The 16,302-nt window shown below is 67.2% G+C and carries 17 protein-coding genes; 9 read left to right on the top strand and 8 right to left on the bottom strand.

The window, feature by feature from the left end:
• Positions 1-147: 147 nt before the first annotated feature.
• The 3 genes from pheT to pheS are packed head-to-tail and all read right to left on the bottom strand — an operon-like array spanning position 148 to position 4,860.
• On the bottom strand, positions 148-2,571 hold the full coding sequence (gene pheT, locus CXY91_RS01980) for a phenylalanine--tRNA ligase subunit beta (protein ID WP_100959094.1): 2,424 nt from the start codon (positions 2,569-2,571) through the stop codon (positions 148-150).
• Positions 2,568-3,755, bottom strand: coding sequence for a glycosyltransferase (locus CXY91_RS01975; RefSeq protein ID WP_100959093.1), 1,188 nt, complete (start codon positions 3,753-3,755; stop codon positions 2,568-2,570). The genes pheT and CXY91_RS01975 overlap by 4 nt, the downstream gene beginning before the upstream one ends.
• Before the next feature lie 22 nt (positions 3,756-3,777).
• Positions 3,778-4,860 carry a phenylalanine--tRNA ligase subunit alpha gene (pheS, locus tag CXY91_RS01970; RefSeq protein ID WP_091831686.1) on the bottom strand — a complete coding sequence of 361 codons (1,083 nt, stop codon included), beginning with the start codon at positions 4,858-4,860 and terminating at the stop codon, positions 3,778-3,780.
• Between the two features lie 127 nt (positions 4,861-4,987).
• Between pheS and CXY91_RS01965 the strand changes: the two genes are divergently transcribed.
• The 4 genes from CXY91_RS01965 (at position 4,988) to CXY91_RS01950 (ending at position 7,431) form a co-directional block, all read left to right on the top strand.
• Positions 4,988-5,440, top strand: a complete 453-nt coding sequence (locus CXY91_RS01965) for a hypothetical protein (RefSeq protein WP_100959092.1) — start codon at positions 4,988-4,990, stop codon at positions 5,438-5,440.
• 4 nt (positions 5,441-5,444) lie between these two features.
• Entirely contained in the window at positions 5,445-5,960 is a 516-nt protein-coding gene (locus tag CXY91_RS01960; protein WP_100959091.1) for a hypothetical protein, read from the top strand.
• Complete coding sequence (locus tag CXY91_RS01955) at positions 5,957-6,568, top strand: SCO family protein (RefSeq protein WP_199777334.1); 612 nt, start codon at positions 5,957-5,959, stop codon at positions 6,566-6,568. Before CXY91_RS01960 ends, CXY91_RS01955 begins: the two co-directional genes overlap by 4 nt.
• A 101-nt stretch (positions 6,569-6,669) precedes the next feature.
• Positions 6,670-7,431, top strand: a complete 762-nt coding sequence (locus CXY91_RS01950) for an LOG family protein (protein ID WP_100959090.1) — start codon at positions 6,670-6,672, stop codon at positions 7,429-7,431.
• Between the two features lie 204 nt (positions 7,432-7,635).
• Here the strand turns inward: CXY91_RS01950 and rplT are convergent, their stop codons facing one another.
• The 3 genes from rplT to CXY91_RS01935 form a co-directional block, all read right to left on the bottom strand.
• A complete protein-coding gene (gene rplT / locus CXY91_RS01945; RefSeq protein ID WP_100959089.1) occupies positions 7,636-8,010 on the bottom strand; it encodes a 50S ribosomal protein L20 in 375 nt (124 codons plus the stop codon).
• A gap of 28 nt (positions 8,011-8,038) precedes the next feature.
• Positions 8,039-8,239 carry a 50S ribosomal protein L35 gene (rpmI, locus tag CXY91_RS01940; protein ID WP_091831700.1) on the bottom strand — a complete coding sequence of 67 codons (201 nt, stop codon included), beginning with the start codon at positions 8,237-8,239 and terminating at the stop codon, positions 8,039-8,041.
• A 161-nt stretch (positions 8,240-8,400) separates the two neighbouring features.
• Positions 8,401-9,606, bottom strand: coding sequence for an MFS transporter (locus tag CXY91_RS01935; protein ID WP_100959088.1), 1,206 nt, complete (start codon positions 9,604-9,606; stop codon positions 8,401-8,403).
• A 116-nt stretch (positions 9,607-9,722) separates the two neighbouring features.
• On the opposite strand from CXY91_RS01935, the gene CXY91_RS01930 reads away from it, so the two are divergent.
• The 5 genes from CXY91_RS01930 to CXY91_RS01910 all read left to right on the top strand — a co-directional run bounded on the left by CXY91_RS01930 (position 9,723) and on the right by CXY91_RS01910 (position 14,363).
• Complete coding sequence (locus tag CXY91_RS01930; RefSeq protein WP_100959087.1) at positions 9,723-10,313, top strand: TetR/AcrR family transcriptional regulator; 591 nt, start codon at positions 9,723-9,725, stop codon at positions 10,311-10,313.
• A 111-nt stretch (positions 10,314-10,424) separates the two neighbouring features.
• A complete protein-coding gene (locus tag CXY91_RS01925; protein ID WP_158673229.1) occupies positions 10,425-11,318 on the top strand; it encodes a MurR/RpiR family transcriptional regulator in 894 nt (297 codons plus the stop codon).
• Positions 11,315-12,652 carry an aspartate aminotransferase family protein gene (locus CXY91_RS01920; RefSeq protein ID WP_100959085.1) on the top strand — a complete coding sequence of 446 codons (1,338 nt, stop codon included), beginning with the start codon at positions 11,315-11,317 and terminating at the stop codon, positions 12,650-12,652. The genes CXY91_RS01925 and CXY91_RS01920 overlap by 4 nt, the downstream gene beginning before the upstream one ends.
• Positions 12,653-12,711: 59 nt before the next feature.
• Positions 12,712-13,734, top strand: a complete 1,023-nt coding sequence (locus CXY91_RS01915) for an amino acid ABC transporter substrate-binding protein (protein WP_100959084.1) — start codon at positions 12,712-12,714, stop codon at positions 13,732-13,734.
• Positions 13,734-14,363, top strand: a complete 630-nt coding sequence (locus tag CXY91_RS01910) for an aspartate/glutamate racemase family protein (RefSeq protein WP_100959083.1) — start codon at positions 13,734-13,736, stop codon at positions 14,361-14,363. The genes CXY91_RS01915 and CXY91_RS01910 overlap by 1 nt, the downstream gene beginning before the upstream one ends.
• A 57-nt stretch (positions 14,364-14,420) precedes the next feature.
• Here the strand turns inward: CXY91_RS01910 and infC are convergent, their stop codons facing one another.
• Together infC and CXY91_RS01900 are read right to left on the bottom strand one after the other, a co-directional pair.
• Positions 14,421-14,963 (bottom strand): translation initiation factor IF-3, encoded by a 543-nt coding sequence (gene infC / locus CXY91_RS01905; RefSeq protein WP_091832415.1) that lies wholly within the window; start codon positions 14,961-14,963, stop codon positions 14,421-14,423.
• An 88-nt stretch (positions 14,964-15,051) separates the two neighbouring features.
• Positions 15,052-16,269, bottom strand: a complete 1,218-nt coding sequence (locus tag CXY91_RS01900; RefSeq protein ID WP_248307317.1) for a glycosyltransferase family 4 protein — start codon at positions 16,267-16,269, stop codon at positions 15,052-15,054.
• Positions 16,270-16,302: the final 33 nt, after the last annotated feature.

Here is a 16,302-nt window from a genome sequence, read left to right as displayed (position 1 = left end):
AATAACGCAGAGCGAGGCGGGCGACTCCCGGACGTCATTCTCGGGCGTAGCGCAGCGCAGACCCGAGAAACTCGTGACGAGCGGGCGCCGCCTGGCGGCCTTTCCGGAAAGAGATGGTCGGCTCAAGGCCGACCATGACGCAAATTCTTACCCGCGCAACACCGCGCCGTAACGCTTGGCCATCTCGGCGACGATCTTGGCCGCCACGGCCTCGATCTCGGCGTCGGTCAGCGTCTTCTGCGTCGGCTGCAGCGTCACCGCCAGCGCCACCGACTTCTTGCCCGGCTCGACGCCCGTGCCCTCGTAGATGTCGAAGACGTTCACCTCGGCAACCAACGCCCGCTCGGCATTCTGGGCGCTCCTGGCCATCTCGCCGGCCGCCACCGCCTTGTCGACGATGAAGGCGAAATCGCGCGTCACCGGCTGAAAGTCGGAAAGCGCAAGCTTCGGCTTGACCTTGGTCGGCCTGTACTTGGGCAGGGGCAGCGCATCGAGATGGATCTCGAAGGCGACCAGCGGGCCCTTGACGTCGAGCGCCTTGAGCACGCGCGGATGCACCTCGCCGAAAGCGCCGATCACGCCCTTGGGCCCGAACTGCAGCGTCGCCGAACGGCCGGGATGGGCCCAGGCCGGACCACCGGCGACGACCTGCAGGCCACCGACGGCAATGCCGAGCCCGGAGAGCAGGCCGAGCACATCGGCCTTGGCGTCGAAGGCGTCGACGGACTTCGCAGCGCCGTCCCAATGACGGCCAGCCCCCTCCAGTTTCGCGGTGCCGCGGCGCAGGCCGGCGGCGGCAATTAGCTGGCCTTCCGGCTCGTCACTCTGGAAGACCTGGCCGACCTCGAACAAAGCGATGTCGCCGAAGCCGCGATCGGCATTGGCCTGGCCTGCGCGGATCAGCCCCGGCAGCAGCGAGGGGCGCATGTCGGAGAGATCGGCCGCGATCGGATTGGCGAGCACGAGTTCGCGCGAGCCGCCGCCGAAGAGCTTGGCGGCATCATGCGAGATGAAGGACCAGGTCACCGCCTCGACCAGCCCGCGGCTGGCGAGCAGGCGCTTGGCCGCGCGGGTACGCTTCTGCAGCACGGTCAGCACCGGCTTGATCACCTCGCCCTTGATCCGCGGCAGCGGCGCCGGGGCGACGCGATCGAGCCCGGCGATGCGCAGGATCTCCTCGACGAGATCGGCCTTGCCCTCGACATCGGCGCGCCAGGACGGCGGCGCGACCTTGACGCGATCACCGGCGCCGGAGACGTGGAAGCCGAGCGAGGTCAGCGCCAGCTGCATCTCGACCACAGGCAGGTCGAGCCCGGTCAAGCGCTTGACCTCGGACCAGGGGAAGTCGATCGCACGGGGGCTCTCGGGCAGCTCGCCGGCGACGACCACCTCGGAGGGTTCGCCGCCGCAGAGCGTCATGATCAACTGCGTGGCCATGTCGAGGCCGGGACGGGTGAAGTCCGGATCGATGCCGCGTTCGTTGCGGTACCGCGCGTCGGAGTTGATGCCAAGGGTGCGGCCGGTGCGGGCGATGTTGAGCGTGTTCCAGACCGCGCTCTCGATCAGCACGTCGGTGGTGCTCTCGTCGCAGCCGGAATGCTCGCCGCCCATCACGCCGGCAATCGATTCGACGCCGTTGTCGTCGGCGATCGCGACCATGTCGGAGGTCAACCCATAGGTCCGCCCGTCGAGCGCCAGCACCTCCTCGCCATCCCTGGCGCGGCGGACGACGAGGTCGCCCTTGACCTTGGCGGCGTCGAAGACGTGCAGCGGCCGGTTGCGATCGAAGGTCATGAAGTTGGTGATGTCGACCAGCGCGTTGATGGGCCGCAGGCCGATGGCGCGCAGGCGCGCCTGCAGCCATTCCGGCGACGGGCCGTTCTTGACGCCGCGCACCAGCCGGAGCGCGAAGACCGGGCAGAGATTGCGGTCTTCCTCGGCGAAATCGAGCTTGAGCACGACCGGGCACGGGAAGGAGCCGCGCACCGGCTGGACCGGCGGGGTCTTGATCGTGCCGAGGCCGGCGGCGGCGAGGTCGCGGGCGATGCCGGCGACCCCTAGCGCATCGGCGCGGTTCGGCGTCACCGCGATCTCGATCACGGCGTCGTCGAGGCCGGCATAGGTCGCGTAGGGCTGGCCGACCGGCGCATCCTCGGCCAAGTCGATGATGCCGTCGTGATCCTCGGAGATCTGCAGCTCGGCGGCCGAACAGAGCATGCCGTTCGACTCGACGCCGCGGATCACGCCCTTGCCGAGGGTGATGTCCTTGCCGGGGATATAGGTGCCGGGCGGAGAGAACACGCTCTTCATGCCGGTGCGGGCATTGGGCGCGCCGCAGACGACCTGGACCGGCTCGCCCGAGCCGGTGTCGACCATGCAGACGCGCAGCCGGTCGGCGTTCGGATGCTGCTTGGCCTCGATGACATAGGCGATGGTGAAGGCCGAGAGCGCCTTGGCCTTGTCCTCGACGCCCTCGACCTCAAGACCGACACGCGTGAGCGTCTCGGTGATGGTGTCGAGCGATTCGGTGGTGTCGAGATGCTCTTTGAGCCAGGAGAGGGTGAACTTCATGGTCTTCCGTCGCTACGCATCGTGACTGCCGAGAGTGCCGGGACGGCTTGATTGAGCTCGTCCTCGCCATCGGCCTTGATCTTCATGGCATTGCCGCGCCAGCTGACTTCGCGCGCGACGAAGGCATAGGCCCAGATGCCGGGGAAAGCGAGATCGCGCGCCAGGTAGGCGAGCGGCGTCCGCCAGTTCAGGAACCAGCCGACGCTCCTGGCCAGCACGATCTCGCCGGCATACCAGAACGCGAGCACGGCCAGCACACCCAGCCAGGCGGGAAAGCCGAAGCCCGGCGCGCCGAAGCCGGCGAGAACGGCCGGCACCAGCGGCCCGACCAGGATCTCCGGTGCGAAGAAGGGCAGGAAGGTGACGCGGCGCAGGCGCGCCCAGCGGAACTGGCGCTGGACGACATCGCGCAGATTGCGCGGTCCAAGCGGCTGCTCGAAGGGCTGGCCGACGAGATGGACATGCTTGCCGGCCTTGCGCACCAGCTTGGTCGCCGCCGCATCCTCGGCGATTTCCGCTGCGAGCGCGGCGATGCCGCCATTGGCGTCGAGAAAGGGCTTGTTCCAGAGCATCGACTTGCCCTGGGCGAAGCCGAAACCGAGCGCCTCGCCGGCATATTGCCAGCGCGCCTGAAAGGTATTGAGGAAGGCGCACTCGACCTCGGCGCCGAAGCAGCCCGGCCGCGAGCCGGCCGGCGTCGAGCAGACGAGGCCGGTGTCCTCGCGCCAGGAGGCCATCAGCCGCTGGACATAGTCCTTCGGCATCAACACGTTGGAATCGGCGAGGATCACCCAGTCATGACGCGCCGCTTCCCAGCCCTTGACGCAGTTGTTGAGCTTGGGATTGGCGCTGACCGCGACATCGCCGACGATCAGGCGGACGCGATCGGCCCCGTAGATCCCGATCAGCTCCTCGATCAATGGCACGATCGGGTCATGGCCGTCGGCGACGCAGAAGATCGTCTCGTAGTGGGGATAGTCGAGTTCCAGGCCCGAGGTCAGCGTCTCCCGGCTGAAGGTCTCGATGCCGCAGACCGGGCGCACGATCGTCACCGGCGGCGCGAGCTTCTGCAGGCGTGACGGTGCCTGCTTGCGACGCAGGCGCACGAAGGCGACGGCCAAGCACAGCAGATTGGCGGCGACCATCAGCGCCGCGATCAGCCCAGCCCATTGCGCGCCGTTCATGCGTCTCCCCTCAGGATGAGGTTTAAGAGGTCAGACCGCCGGTCAGGGTCGGCAGGTCGAGCGGACGGAAGCCGTAATGCGACAGCCAGCGGACATCCGCCTCGAAGAACGGCCGCAGGTCCGGCATGCCGTATTTCAGCATGGCGATGCGATCGATGCCCATGCCCCAGGCGAAGCCCTGATAGACGTCCGGGTCGAGCCCGCAATTCCTCAGAACGTTCGGATGGACCATGCCGCAGCCGAGGATCTCGAGCCAATCCTCCCCCTCGCCGAAGCGGATCTCGCCATCCTTGCGCGAGCACTGTATGTCGACCTCGGCCGACGGCTCGGTGAACGGGAAGAAGGACGGGCGGAAGCGCATCTTGACGCCCTCGACCTCGAAGAACGCCTTGCAGAACTCCTCCAGCACCCATTTCATGTGACCGAAATGGGTCTTCTTGTCGATGACGAGGCCCTCGACCTGATGGAACATCGGCGTGTGGGTCTGGTCGGAATCCATGCGGTAGGTCCGGCCCGGGCAGATCACCCGGATCGGCGGCTCCTGCGACATCATCGTTCGCACCTGGACCGGCGAGGTATGGGTGCGCAGCAGCTTGCGCTCGCCATTGGCATCGGGCGCGAAGAAGAAGGTGTCGTGCATCTCGCGGGCGGGATGGCCGACCGGGAAGTTGAGCTTGGTGAAGTTGAGGTCGTCGGTCTCGACATCCGGACCTTCGGCGACCGAGAAACCCATATCGCCGAAGATCGCGGTGATCTCGTCGATGACCTGGCTGATCGGGTGGATGCGCCCGCGCGCCTCCGGCCCCTCGCGTACCGGCAGCGAGATGTCGAGCCGCTCGCTCGCGAGCCGCGCTTCCAGCGCCGCCTCGCCGAGCGCGTCCTTGCGGGCGGCGATCGCCTGCTGGACCGTGTCGCGCAGGCCGTTGATGCGCGGGCCCTGCTCCTTGCGCTCCTCCGGCGTCATCGTGCCGAGCGTCTTCAGCAGGCCCGAGACCGAGCCGGACTTGCCGAGCGCCGCGATGCGCAATTGCTCGAGCGTCGCCTCGTCGCTCGCCGCCTCGATCTCACCGACAAGTGAATCGCGAAGGGTGTCGATGTCGTTCATGCCTGCTCTGGTCCGTTTGCGAGGCATCTTCTATGGTGTCGGCGGCGGAGAGGCTAGGGGCAATCGTGCTGGCAAAGCATCTCGCCGGCACGGAAATGCCACCCGAATTGCGGGATCGCGTGCGAAGATGACAATCTTGTCTCAAGTCCGGCGTCGCGCACTCCTGTCCACGGCTTTTGCCGGGCTGCTCGCAGCCGCGGTGCCGGCATCCGCCCAGCAAAGCGGCCAGCGCGTCACCGTCACCGGCGAGATCAGCGACAGCTGGTGCACGATCAGCGGGCTGATGTTCGCCAAGGGCACAGCCCATCATCAATGCGCGATCTGGTGCGCGCTCGGCGGCATCCCGGTCGCGATCCGCGACGCCGGCGGCAATCTCTATCTGATCCTGAAGATCGGCGACGACGAGGAGAGCGCCGGCAATCCGCGCGTGGCGAAACTGGCGACGCACGAGGTCACGGTCGACGGCGAATTGCTGGAACGCGACGGCGTGAAATACCTGCTGGTCGACCGCATCGCCGACGACAAGGGCGTCATCACGATGACGCATGAGGAACACGGCATCCAGCCGTTCGGGAACTGAAGCCATGCGAGGCGGCGTCAACGCACTGATCGTCGCGGCCGGCCTGGCGGCGGGACCTGCCGTCTCCGCCGAGCCCTGGAACATCCCGCATGAGAAGCAGGCGGTGCTGAAGGGCCGCGTCATCGATGCGCTCTGTCAGCTCAAGGGCCGCTGCGCGCCCGATTGCGGCGGCGGCAGACGGCAACTCGGGCTCGTGCTCGCCGATGGCACGTTTCGCCTCGTGGCGAAATCGAACATCGACTTCGCCGGGGCGACCGCGGATCTTTCACCCTATTGCGGTCGCGAGGTCGAGGCAGACGGCCTGCTGATCGAGAACCCGGCGGTGACCCTGTTCTTCGTGCAGCGCATTCGCGAGAATCCCGGCCAGGACTGGATCGCGGCCGAACGCTTCAAGGCCGGGTGGGAGGCGAAGAACGGCAAGGCCGAGGAGTGGTGGCGGGCCGATCCCGACGCCAACCGGATCATCGCCGCGGACGGCCCGTTCGGCATCAAGGGTCTCCAGCCGAAACCGAAGCCGTGAACCGCCAGCTCGCCCGCCGAGACCTGCTCGCCGGCCTCGCCATCATGCTGGCCGTGCCGGCTCTCGGCCATGACCACAAGGCGGCCCCCGCTTCCCCTCCTGCGCGCGACCCGCTGGCGACGCAGTTCGGCGGCGCGTTCTCGCTGCTCGACCACACCGGCAAGCGCGTGACCGACGTCGACTTCCGCGGCCGCTTCATGCTTGTCTATTTCGGCTTCAGCCGCTGCGCCGACACTTGCCCGGTCGACCTGCCGGTGATCGCGCAAGCGCTCGACGCGCTCGGGCCGGCCGCAGACAGGATCGCGCCGCTGTTCATCAGCGTCGACCCGGCGAACGACACGCCGGCCGTGATGGCGACCTATGTCGCGAACGTCCATCCGCGCCTGATCGGGCTGTCCGGCAGCGAGGCCGAGGTCGCAGCCACGGCAAAAGCTTACAAGGTCCACCGTCGCAAGCTGACGCAGGCCCATCACGGTCACGGCGAATACACGATCGACCATGGCTCCCTGACCTATCTGATGGGTCCCGACGGCCGCTTCCTGACCCTGCTGCCGCACAAAACGTCACCGGAGCGCATGGCGGCCGTGCTGCGCAAATACCTGTCGTGATCGTGCCGAGTTGGGCCAGATAGAGCCGATTGAGTCGGCGCGAGCCCGATCCGTTCGACCAGAGCCGGTCCAACCGACGACGCGCCAGCCGGGAGGCCACCATGCCCGACAACACCGCCCAGAAGAATTCGCCCTCCTACCGGCTCGCCGCGCTCGATCAGGATTTTCTGCTCGGCGATTCGATGCGCGGGACGCGCTTCATGCTCGAATACCAGAAGGCCGAGGATGCCTTGCGCGCCCGCGGCATCGTCTCGACCATCGTCGTCTTCGGCTCGGCACGGGTGCGCGAGGGCAATCCCTGGTACGAGGCGGCGCGGGAGTTCGGCAAAATCGCCTCGGAGCGCGGCGGCGCGCTCGACGGCAAGGAGAGCGGCAAGCGCCATGTCATCGCCACCGGCGGGGGGCCCGGCATCATGGAGGCCGCCAACCGCGGCGCCACCGAGGCCGGCGCGGTCTCGATCGGCTTCAACATCACCCTGCCGCACGAGCAGGAGCCGAACGCCTGGTCGACGCCGGACCTGACCTTTCGCTTCCACTATTTCGCAATGCGCAAGATGCACCTTGCGATGCGGGCGGCGGCGCTGGTGGTCTTTCCCGGCGGCTTCGGCACGCTCGACGAGCTCTTCGAGATCATGACACTGGTGCAGACCGGCAAGATGCCGCCGGTGCCGATCGTGCTCTACGACAGCGCCTACTGGCAGGGGCTGATCAATCTCGCGCGGATGGCCGAGGCCGGCTTCATCCGGCCGGAGGATCTGAAGCTGTTCTGCTACGCCGACAGCCCCGAGGACGCCTATCAGCGCATCGTCGAGGGTGCCGGCGAGAGCTGGGCGCCGAAGGCGGTGGACAACGTGCAGACGTAAAGCCCGTCACATCTCACCGCGGTCGTCCCGGGCGGAGCGCAGCGAAGACCCAGGACCCATTCCTGAACCTTTCTTGGAAAGGCTCCGGAATGGATCCTGGATCGGCGCCGCTTCGCGGCTTGTCCGGGATGACCAGAAAGGTAACGGAAACGAAAAAGGCCGGCGTTTCCGCCGGCCTCTTGCATTCCGATCGGGTCAGACCGCTCAGGCGGCCTGGGCCTCGGTGCCCAGTGCGCCCTTGACCGTCTCGACCACCGCGGCGAAGGCGGCGGCGTCGTCGATGGCCAGCGCCGACAGGGTCTTGCGGTCGAGCTCGAGGCCCGCCTTCGCGAGCCCGCCGATGAAGACCGAATAGGTCAGGCCGTGCTCGCGCACCGCCGCGTTCAGGCGCTGGATCCAAAGCGCGCGGAAGGTCCGCTTCTTGTTCTTGCGGTCGCGATAGGCGTACTGCATCGACCGATCGACGGCCGCCTTGGCGGCGCGGATCGTGTTCTTGCGGCGGCCGTAAAAGCCCTTGGCGGCCTTGAATGTCTTCTTGTGCTTGGCGTGGGACGTAACGCCCCGTTTCACGCGAGCCATGTTTGATCTCCGGAAAAGTTAGGGGACGTCAGCCGTTGGGGAGGAAGTACTTCTTCACGTTGGCGGCATCGCCTTCGAAAAGAACGTTCGTCCCACGGTGATTGCGGAGCTGCTTGTTGGTCCGCTTGATCATCCCGTGACGCTTGCCGGCCTGGGCGTAGAGCACCTTGCCGGTTCCGGTGACCTTGAACCGCTTCTTGGCGGCCGATTTAGTCTTCATCTTGGGCATTTCAGCTCCTCATAGGTCGCGAGCGCGAACAATGCGCCGCTTCAATTTTGCTTTGGGAAGCAAAGAACGACCGCCACGGCAGCCCTTATCAGCCGGGCGATCGAAGGTGGCGCCTATGACAGAAAAGCCGCGCCCTTGCAAGCGCGGCCTTCCTTATCCAATCAGGCAAGGGCCGGCTCAGGCTCGCGCCGCGGCTCGGCGATCAGGCAGAACCCGATCGTGACGATCGCCAGCGCCGAGAACCCGCCGGCGACCGAGACGTAGAAGCCGGCGCTCGCGCCATAGACGTCGATCAGCCAGCCGGAGGCGGCCGAGCCGGCCGCCATGCCGATGCCCATGCCGGTCATCACCCAGGTGATCCCCTCGGTGAGCTTCGCGGCCGGCACATGCCGCTCGACCAGCGCCATCGCGACGATGACGGTCGGCGAGATCGAGGCGCCGGCGATGAACAGCACGATGCCCAGCATCCAGAGCGACGAGACGATCAGCAGCGGCAGCGTCGTCGCCGCGGCAAGCCCGATCGCGAGCAGCAATTGCATGGCGAGCGACATACGCAGGCGCAGCGCGCCGAAGACGAGGCCGGTGATGAAAGAGCCGGCGGCATAGGCCGCGAGCGCGAGGCTCGCCGCTGCCTTGTTGCCCTGCGCCTCGGCGAAGGCGACCGCGGTGACCTCGGCCGTGCCGAAGACGACGCCGAGCGCGACCATCAGCAGCGCGATGATCTGCACCGGCACCAGCCGGATGGCGGAGCCGCGGGCACCGGCCTCATGGGCATGCACCGGCGGTTCGGTGGCGCGCTGCGCCACGAACAGAGCCATGCCGACGGCGAGCAGGATCGTCGCCGCGAGCGGCCCGGCCTCCGGGAACCAGACCACGCTGAGGCCGATCGCGATCACCGGGCCGAGCATGAAGATGACCTCGTCCACCACCGACTCGAAAGCGAAGGCAGTGCGCAAATGCGGCGTGTCTCGATATATCTCGGTCCAGCGGGCGCGCACCATCGCCATCATGCTGGGCGTCAATCCGGCGAGGCCGGCAAACAGGAAGAGCACCCAGTTCGGCGCCTCCAGGCGCGTCGCCAGCATCAGTCCGGTCAGCGCGACGACGGTCGCGAGTGTGGCAGGGATCAGCACCTTGCTCTGGCCGTGGCGGTCGACCAGGCGCGAGATCTGCGGCGCGATCAGCGCATTGGCGAGAGCAAAGGTCGCGGCGACGCCACCGGCGAGCCAGTATTGCCCACGCGCCTGGGAGAGCATGGTGACGATGCCGATCGTCACCATCGAAAATGGCATGCGGGCGATGAAGCCGGCGGCTGAAAAGCCGATCGAGCCGGGAGCCCGGAAAATTTCGCGATAGGGATTAGGCATGGACGTCTCCGTCACATCAAAGCGTAATTGACATACGTTGCGTATGTGACATGAGTAATTACATACGCAACGTATGTCAATTCACATACGCACCGTATGCGAAAGGAACATGGACGATGCGCAAGCCGCGCAGCCAGATGATCGTCGAGACGCGGACCAAGCTGATCGCCGCGGCGCGCGCCGCCTTCGGCACGGTCGGCTATGCGCAGACCTCGATGGACGATCTCACCGCCTCGGCCGGGCTGACGCGCGGCGCGCTCTATCATCATTTCGGCGACAAGAAGGGCCTACTGGTCGCGGTGATCACCGAGATCGACGGCGAGATGAACGCCCATATGCAGGCGGTCTCGGCGAAGGCCGGCGACCCCTGGACCGGCTTCCGCGACGAATGCACCGCCTATATCGAGCTGGCGCTCGATCCCGAAATCCAGCGCATCATGCTGCGCGACGGCCCAGCCGTCCTCGGCGATCCCTGGGACTGGCCGACGCTGAGCGAGTGTATCCGCTCCATGACGGAAAGCCTGACGAAGCTGGCCGAGACCGGCGTCATTGCCTCTATCGATCCCGAGGCAGCCGCGAGATTGATCGCGGGGGCGACGCAATATGCGGCGCAGTGGATCGCGAACGCCCCTGAGCCGGAAGCGATCTCGCGCAAGGCGATCGATGCCTTCAACCTGATGCTCGACGGGCTCCTGGCTCGGAGCTGAGCCGAACTCGGCGGTCGCGGGTGGCGTCGCAAGATGTGAAACGATTGTTTCATATCTGTCATATCAAATAATATGTTTCATAGTGTGCGCACCCCTGCTAAGCTCGGGCGCATGGACAAATCCGGCCTGACGGCAAGCCTCACCGAGAGCTTCGAACAGCTGCCGCAGCAATTGCAGGCGGCGGCACGCTGGGTACTGGACCATCCGGCCGATGTCGCGCTGCTGACGACGCGCGAGCAGGCCAAGCGCGCCGGTCTGTCGCCCGCCACCCTCACCCGGCTGGCGCAGCGCTTCGGCCTCAAGGGCTATGACGAGTTGCGCGCCGTCCATGCGGCAGCCTTGCGGCGGCGGCCGGAGGGCTTTGCCGGCCGCGCCGGCGAATTGATGCAGCGCCATGGCGACGAGGGTCCAAGCGCGATCGCGCAGGACATGTTCGCGGCACTGGCCCAACATCTCAAGGCATTGCGCGAACCACAGGCGCTCGCCCGTTTCGAGCAGGCCGCCGACCTCTTGAGCGAGGCGCAGACGGTGTTCTGCTTCGGCCTGCGCTCGGCCTTTCCGGCCGCCTTCATGCTCGACTACATCCGCGATCTGATCGGGGCGAGCTCGGTGCTGGCCGACGGCGCCGGCGGGCGCGGCATCGACGCGCTGCGCCGGATCGGGCCGGGCGATGCGCTCTTCGCCGTCTCGGTCGCGCCCTATACGCGCCAGACCGTGCAGGCTGCGGAGATAGCGCGGGAGCGCGGCGCAAAGGTTATAGCGCTGACCGACAGCGCTCTCTCTCCGCTCGCCGCCATCGCCGATGTGGCACTGCTGGTGCGGACCGAGACGCCCTCCTTCTTCCACACGATGACGCCGGCCTTCGCCGCAGTCGAATGCCTGGCGGCGCTGATGACGGCGCGCAAGGGCAAGGCCGCGCTCGACGCGATTGCTCGCCACGAAGCCGCGCTCGACGCGGCCGGCACCTTCCTCACTCCCCGATCCACCAGGCGAGGCCATCGATGAGCCACATCCTGCATCGCATGCTGAGCAAGACCTATCCGACCGCGGCCGGCGGCGAGGGCATGGTGCTGCGCGACCGCGACGGGCGCGAGCATATCGACGCTTCGGGCGGCGCCGCGGTGTCCTGTCTCGGCCATGGCCATCCCGACGTGCTGGCGGCGATGCATGCGCAGATCGACAAGCTCGCCTACGCCCATACCAGCTTCTTCACCACCGACGCGGCCGAAGAGCTCGCCGACCATCTGATCGCACGGGCGCCTGCCGGCATGGGTTCAGTCTATTTCTGCAGTTCGGGCTCGGAAGCGATCGAGGCCTGCCTGAAGCTGGCCCGGCATTATTTCGTCGAGAAGGGTGAGACGCGTCGCGTCAACTTCATCTCGCGCCGGCAGAGCTATCACGGCATCACGCTCGGCGCGCTTTCGGTCGGTGGGCGGATGAAGGACCGCGCACCCTTCGAGCAGATGCTGATGCAGGGGCACCATATCTCGCCCTGCTATGAGTATCGCGGCCGCCGGTCCGACGAGACCAGCGAAGAGTATGGGCTACGCGTCGCCGACGAGCTCGAGGACAAGATCCTGGAGCTCGAACCTGAGACGGTCTGCGCCTTCGTCGCCGAGACGGTGGTCGGCGCGACGCTCGGCGCAGTGCCGGCCGCGCCCGGCTATTTCAGGCGTATCCGCGAGATCTGCGACCGCCACGGCGTGCTGCTGATCCTCGACGAAGTCATGAGCGGCATGGGCCGCACCGGGACACTGCATGCCTGCGAGCAGGAGGGCATCGCCCCCGATCTGATGGCGATAGCCAAGGGGCTCGGCGGCGGCTATGCGCCGATCGGCGCGATGCTGGCCTCGAAGCGGATCGTCGAGACGGTCCGGCAGGGCTCGGGCGTCTTCCCGCACAGCCAGACCTATGTGGGCCATCCCCTCGCCTGCGCCACCGCGCTGGCGGTGCAGCAGGTGATCGAGCGCGACGACCTGCTCGCCAATGTCCGCAGGCAAGGAGCGCGGCTGGAGCAGCGCCTGCGCGAGCGCTTCGGCAATCACCACCATGTCGGCGACATCCGGGGGCGCGGCCATTTCTGGGGCGTCGAGATCGTCGCCGACCGCTCGACCAAGACGCCCTTCGACCCGGCGCTCAAACTCAACGCCAGGATCAAGCAGGCGGCACAGGAGCGCGGCCTGCTGGTCTACCCGATGGGCGGCACGGCCGACGGCACCGCCGGCGACCATGTCCTGCTGGCGCCGCCCTTCATCATCGACGCGGCGACCGTCGACACCATCGTCGAGCGGCTGGGCGACGCGCTCGATGCGAGTTTGGCCTCGGCCCAACCGGCCTAAAGGCTCAACCAGGATCCGGGCCGACAAGAGCCCGGTGCTTCCACAACAGGGGAACGATCATGAAACGACTGAAACATTTGGCTTTTGCCGGGCTCGCCGCGCTCGGCTTCACCGGCGCTGCCAGCGCCCAGACCAGCACGCTCGACCGCGTCAAGGCGCGCGGCGAACTGATGTGCGGCAACCATATCGCCCTGCCCGGCTTCGGCATCCAGGGGGCGGACGGGCGCTGGGACGGGCTCGACATCGATCTCTGCCGCGCCGTCGCTGCCGCGATCTTCAACGACCCCAACAAGGTCAAGTTCGTGCCGACGACGCCGCAGATGCGCTTCGTCGTGGTCCAGTCCGGCGAGGTCGACATGCTCGCCCGCAACGCGACCTACACGATGTCGCGCGACACCTCGGCCGGCATGTCCTGGCCGATCATCAACTATTTCGACGGCCAGGGCTTCATGGTGCGCAAGTCGCTCGGAGTCACCGAGGCGAAGGGGCTGGAAGGCGCCTCGATCTGCGTGACGCAAGGCACGACGACCGAGCTCAACCTCGCCGACTTCTTCCGCGCCAACAAACTCAAATACGAGATCATCGGCTTCGCCACCAACGAGGAGGGCGTGAAGGCGCTGGAGGCCGGGCGCTGCGACGCCTTCACCACCGACACCTCGGGCCTCGCCGCCGAGCGCCTGAAATTCTCCAAGCCCGACGATTTCGTCATCCTGCCGACGCTGATCTCGCGCGAGCCGCTCGGCCCGGCGGTGAAGCGGGGCGACGAGAGCTGGGTCGCGCTGGTGAAATGGGTGCACTACGCCATGCTCAACGCCGAGGAGCTCGGCGTGACCAAGGCCAATGTCGACGAGCAGCTGAAATCGGGCAATCCCGAGATCAAGCGGCTGCTCGGCGTCGAAGGCAAGTTCGGCGAGGGCCTCGGCCTGAGCAATGACTGGGCCTATCGCGTCATCAAGCACATCGGCAATTACGGCGAGAGCTTCGAGCGCAATGTCGGTGGGGGCTCGAAGCTGCAGTTGAAGCGGGGGCTGAACGACCTCGCCTCCAAGGGCGGGCTGCAATACCCGCATCCCATTCGCTGATGCGGATCGCGCTGATCCATGCGCTGCGCCATTCGCCGCCTCCGATCGAGGCGGCGTTCGCGCGGCTGTGGCCAGAAGTCACGCTGATGAACCTGCTCGACGACAGCCTCTCGGCCGATCTCTCCCGCGACGGGCGGATCACCGAGGCGATGACCGGGCGCTTCCTCAGCCTCGCCAGCTATGCGCGGGCGACCGGCGCCGACGGCATCCTCTTCACCTGCTCGGCCTTCGGCCCCTGCATCGAGGCGGTGCAGCGCGCGCTGGCTCCCCTGCCCGTGCTGAAGCCGAACGAGGCGATGATCGAGGAAGCCATGGCGATCGGTGGCCGGATCGGCCTGCTCGCCAGCTTCGGGCCGACGCTGCAGTCGATGCCGCCGGAATTTCCGGGATCGCTGACTGTCACGCCGAAGCTGGCGGAGGGCGCGCTCGCCGCGCTCGATCGCGGCGACGGGGCCGAGCACGACCGGCTGGCGGCGTTGGCGGCTAGCGATCTGGCGGGGTGCGACGCAATCGCTCTGGCGCAGTTCAGCCTGGCACGGGCCGCATCGGCGGTGGCGGAGATGACGGGCAAGCCGGTGCTGACAACGCCGGACAGCGCGGTCCGCAAGTTGAAACGCCTGCTGGGCTGAACGAAAAAGGGCGCACCGGCAGTGCGCCCTTTTTCACGTCTTCGTGACGCCCGCGCCTTATCGAGGCGCGAGCACCATGACCATCTGGCGGCCTTCGAGCTGCCAGTCGCTCTCGACCTTGGCGACGTCGACGGTATCGACCTTGACGCGCTCCAGCACCTTCACGCCGAGGTCCTGGTGCGCCATCTCGCGGCCGCGGAAGCGCAAGGTGACCTTCACCTTGTCGCCCTCCTCGAAGAAGCCGTGCATCGCCTTCATCTTCACGTCGTAGTCGTGCTTGTCGATGCCGGGGCGAAGCTTGATTTCCTTGATCTCGATGGTGCGCTGCTTCTTGCGCGCCTCGGACGCCTTCTTCTGCTCGAGAAAGCGGAAGCGGCCGTAGTCGAGGATCTTGCAGACCGGAGGCACAGAATTGGGGGCGATCTCGACCAGATCGAGACCGGCGTCCTCGGCAATCTTGAGCGCCTCGAAGAACGAGACCACGCCACGATTGGCGCCGGTATCGTCGATGAGCTGGACGTCGCGGACGCCACGGATGTCGCGGTTGGCGCGAGGACCGTCCTTGACGGGGGCTGGTGCGGCACGGAATGGACGACGAATGGCTGTATTCTCCTGTGAATGGCGCGCATCGCGCCGTTGGTGAGACACATTGCACAACGCGAAGCGTTGTCAATGGATCAGGCCGGTTTCAGCGCCCGAGCAGGGCGCAATAGACATCGAGTGTGTCATTGACCATCGAGGCCAATGAGAAGTGGCGCTCGACATGCAGCCGGGCGCGGCGCGCCAGCGCATCGCGGGCGGAGGGGCGCAGCGCCAGCGCCTCGCGCAGGGCTTGCGCGAGCGCCGCCGCATCATCGGGCGGGACATGCCAGCCGGATCGTTCCTGCGGCGCGACCTGGGGCGGGGCCAGCACCGTCTCCGGCACGGCGCCGAGGTTGGAGACGACGACCGGCGTGCCCATGGCCTGCGCCTCTACTGCGACACGGCCGAAGGCTTCCGGCTCCGTCGAGGGGACCGCCACCACGGCCGCCGCCAGGAAGGCGGCCGGCATGTCCGAGCAATGGCCGACGCGGCGGACCCGGCCCTCGAGCCCGGCCCTGGCAATGGCGTCGTCGAGCTCGCGGACATAGCCATCGCGGCCTTGAGCGTCGCCGGCGAGAATGAAGGCGGTGTCCTCATCGCCGGCATCACGCAATTGGCGCGCCGCCTCGATCAGCACCTTCTGGCCTTTCCAGCCGGTGAGCCGGCCAGGCAGCAGCACGATGCGCTGATGCGGCTCGACGCCCCAGGCGCTGCGCAGGGCGCTGATCCGCTCCGGGCTCACCGCCGACGGCGCGAAGGCGGAGAAATCGGTACCGCGATGGACGACGCGGATGCGGTCGCGGGCGAAGGGGTGGCGGGCGCGGATCAGGTCGGCGGTGTAGCCGGAGTTGGCGATGACGACGTCGCTGCGCGCCATCACCGAATTGTACAGGTTCTTCACCACCGAGCGGGCATTGTAGGAGCCGTGATAGGTGGTGACAAAGGGGAGCTTCAGCGCCCGCGTCGCCGCCAGCGCGACCCAGGCCGGCGCCCGCGAACGGGCGTGAACGAGCTCGACCCGCTCGCGCTTGCAGAGCAGGGCGAAGGTCCGCACGTTGAGCAGCATCGAGACGGGGTTCTTGGCCGCCGCCGGAAACGGCAGCCAGATGCCGCCCTTGGCCTGCAGCTCGGCGACGAGCCGCCCACCCTCCGTCGCGACCAGCGCCCGCGCGCCGACCTCGGTCAGCCCAGCGGCGATGTCGACCGCAGTGCGCTCGGCGCCGCCGGCTTCCAGCTCCGGGATGATCTGCAGCACGGTGCGCCCGGCCAGCGGATGCGTCTCGGTCGACGGCAGGGAGAGGTGCGCGCCGGAACGCAGGGAGATGCTCACTATTCGAAAGGGCCTTCTGCTTGGCGA

This window comes from Allobosea sp. FBZP-16, from assembly GCF_002831785.1.
Lineage (GTDB): Bacteria > Pseudomonadota > Alphaproteobacteria > Rhizobiales > Beijerinckiaceae > Allobosea > Allobosea lupini.
The sequence above is the reverse complement of the archived record's forward strand: the minus strand, read 5'-3'. Positions and strand labels throughout refer to the sequence as shown.

Coding starts and splice junctions, on each gene's coding strand:
- pheT (WP_100959094.1), bottom strand. CDS start 2,571: ATGAAGTTCACCCTCTCCTGGCTCAAAGAGCATCTCGACACCACCGAA.
- CXY91_RS01975 (WP_100959093.1), bottom strand. CDS start 3,755: ATGAACGGCGCGCAATGGGCTGGGCTGATCGCGGCGCTGATGGTCGCC.
- pheS (WP_091831686.1), bottom strand. CDS start 4,860: ATGAACGACATCGACACCCTTCGCGATTCACTTGTCGGTGAGATCGAG.
- CXY91_RS01965 (WP_100959092.1), top strand. CDS start 4,988: ATGACAATCTTGTCTCAAGTCCGGCGTCGCGCACTCCTGTCCACGGCT.
- CXY91_RS01960 (WP_100959091.1), top strand. CDS start 5,445: ATGCGAGGCGGCGTCAACGCACTGATCGTCGCGGCCGGCCTGGCGGCG.
- CXY91_RS01950 (WP_100959090.1), top strand. CDS start 6,670: ATGCCCGACAACACCGCCCAGAAGAATTCGCCCTCCTACCGGCTCGCC.
- rplT (WP_100959089.1), bottom strand. CDS start 8,010: ATGGCTCGCGTGAAACGGGGCGTTACGTCCCACGCCAAGCACAAGAAG.
- rpmI (WP_091831700.1), bottom strand. CDS start 8,239: ATGCCCAAGATGAAGACTAAATCGGCCGCCAAGAAGCGGTTCAAGGTC.
- CXY91_RS01935 (WP_100959088.1), bottom strand. CDS start 9,606: ATGCCTAATCCCTATCGCGAAATTTTCCGGGCTCCCGGCTCGATCGGC.
- CXY91_RS01930 (WP_100959087.1), top strand. CDS start 9,723: ATGCGCAAGCCGCGCAGCCAGATGATCGTCGAGACGCGGACCAAGCTG.
- CXY91_RS01925 (WP_158673229.1), top strand. CDS start 10,425: ATGGACAAATCCGGCCTGACGGCAAGCCTCACCGAGAGCTTCGAACAG.
- CXY91_RS01920 (WP_100959085.1), top strand. CDS start 11,315: ATGAGCCACATCCTGCATCGCATGCTGAGCAAGACCTATCCGACCGCG.
- CXY91_RS01915 (WP_100959084.1), top strand. CDS start 12,712: ATGAAACGACTGAAACATTTGGCTTTTGCCGGGCTCGCCGCGCTCGGC.
- CXY91_RS01910 (WP_100959083.1), top strand. CDS start 13,734: ATGCGGATCGCGCTGATCCATGCGCTGCGCCATTCGCCGCCTCCGATC.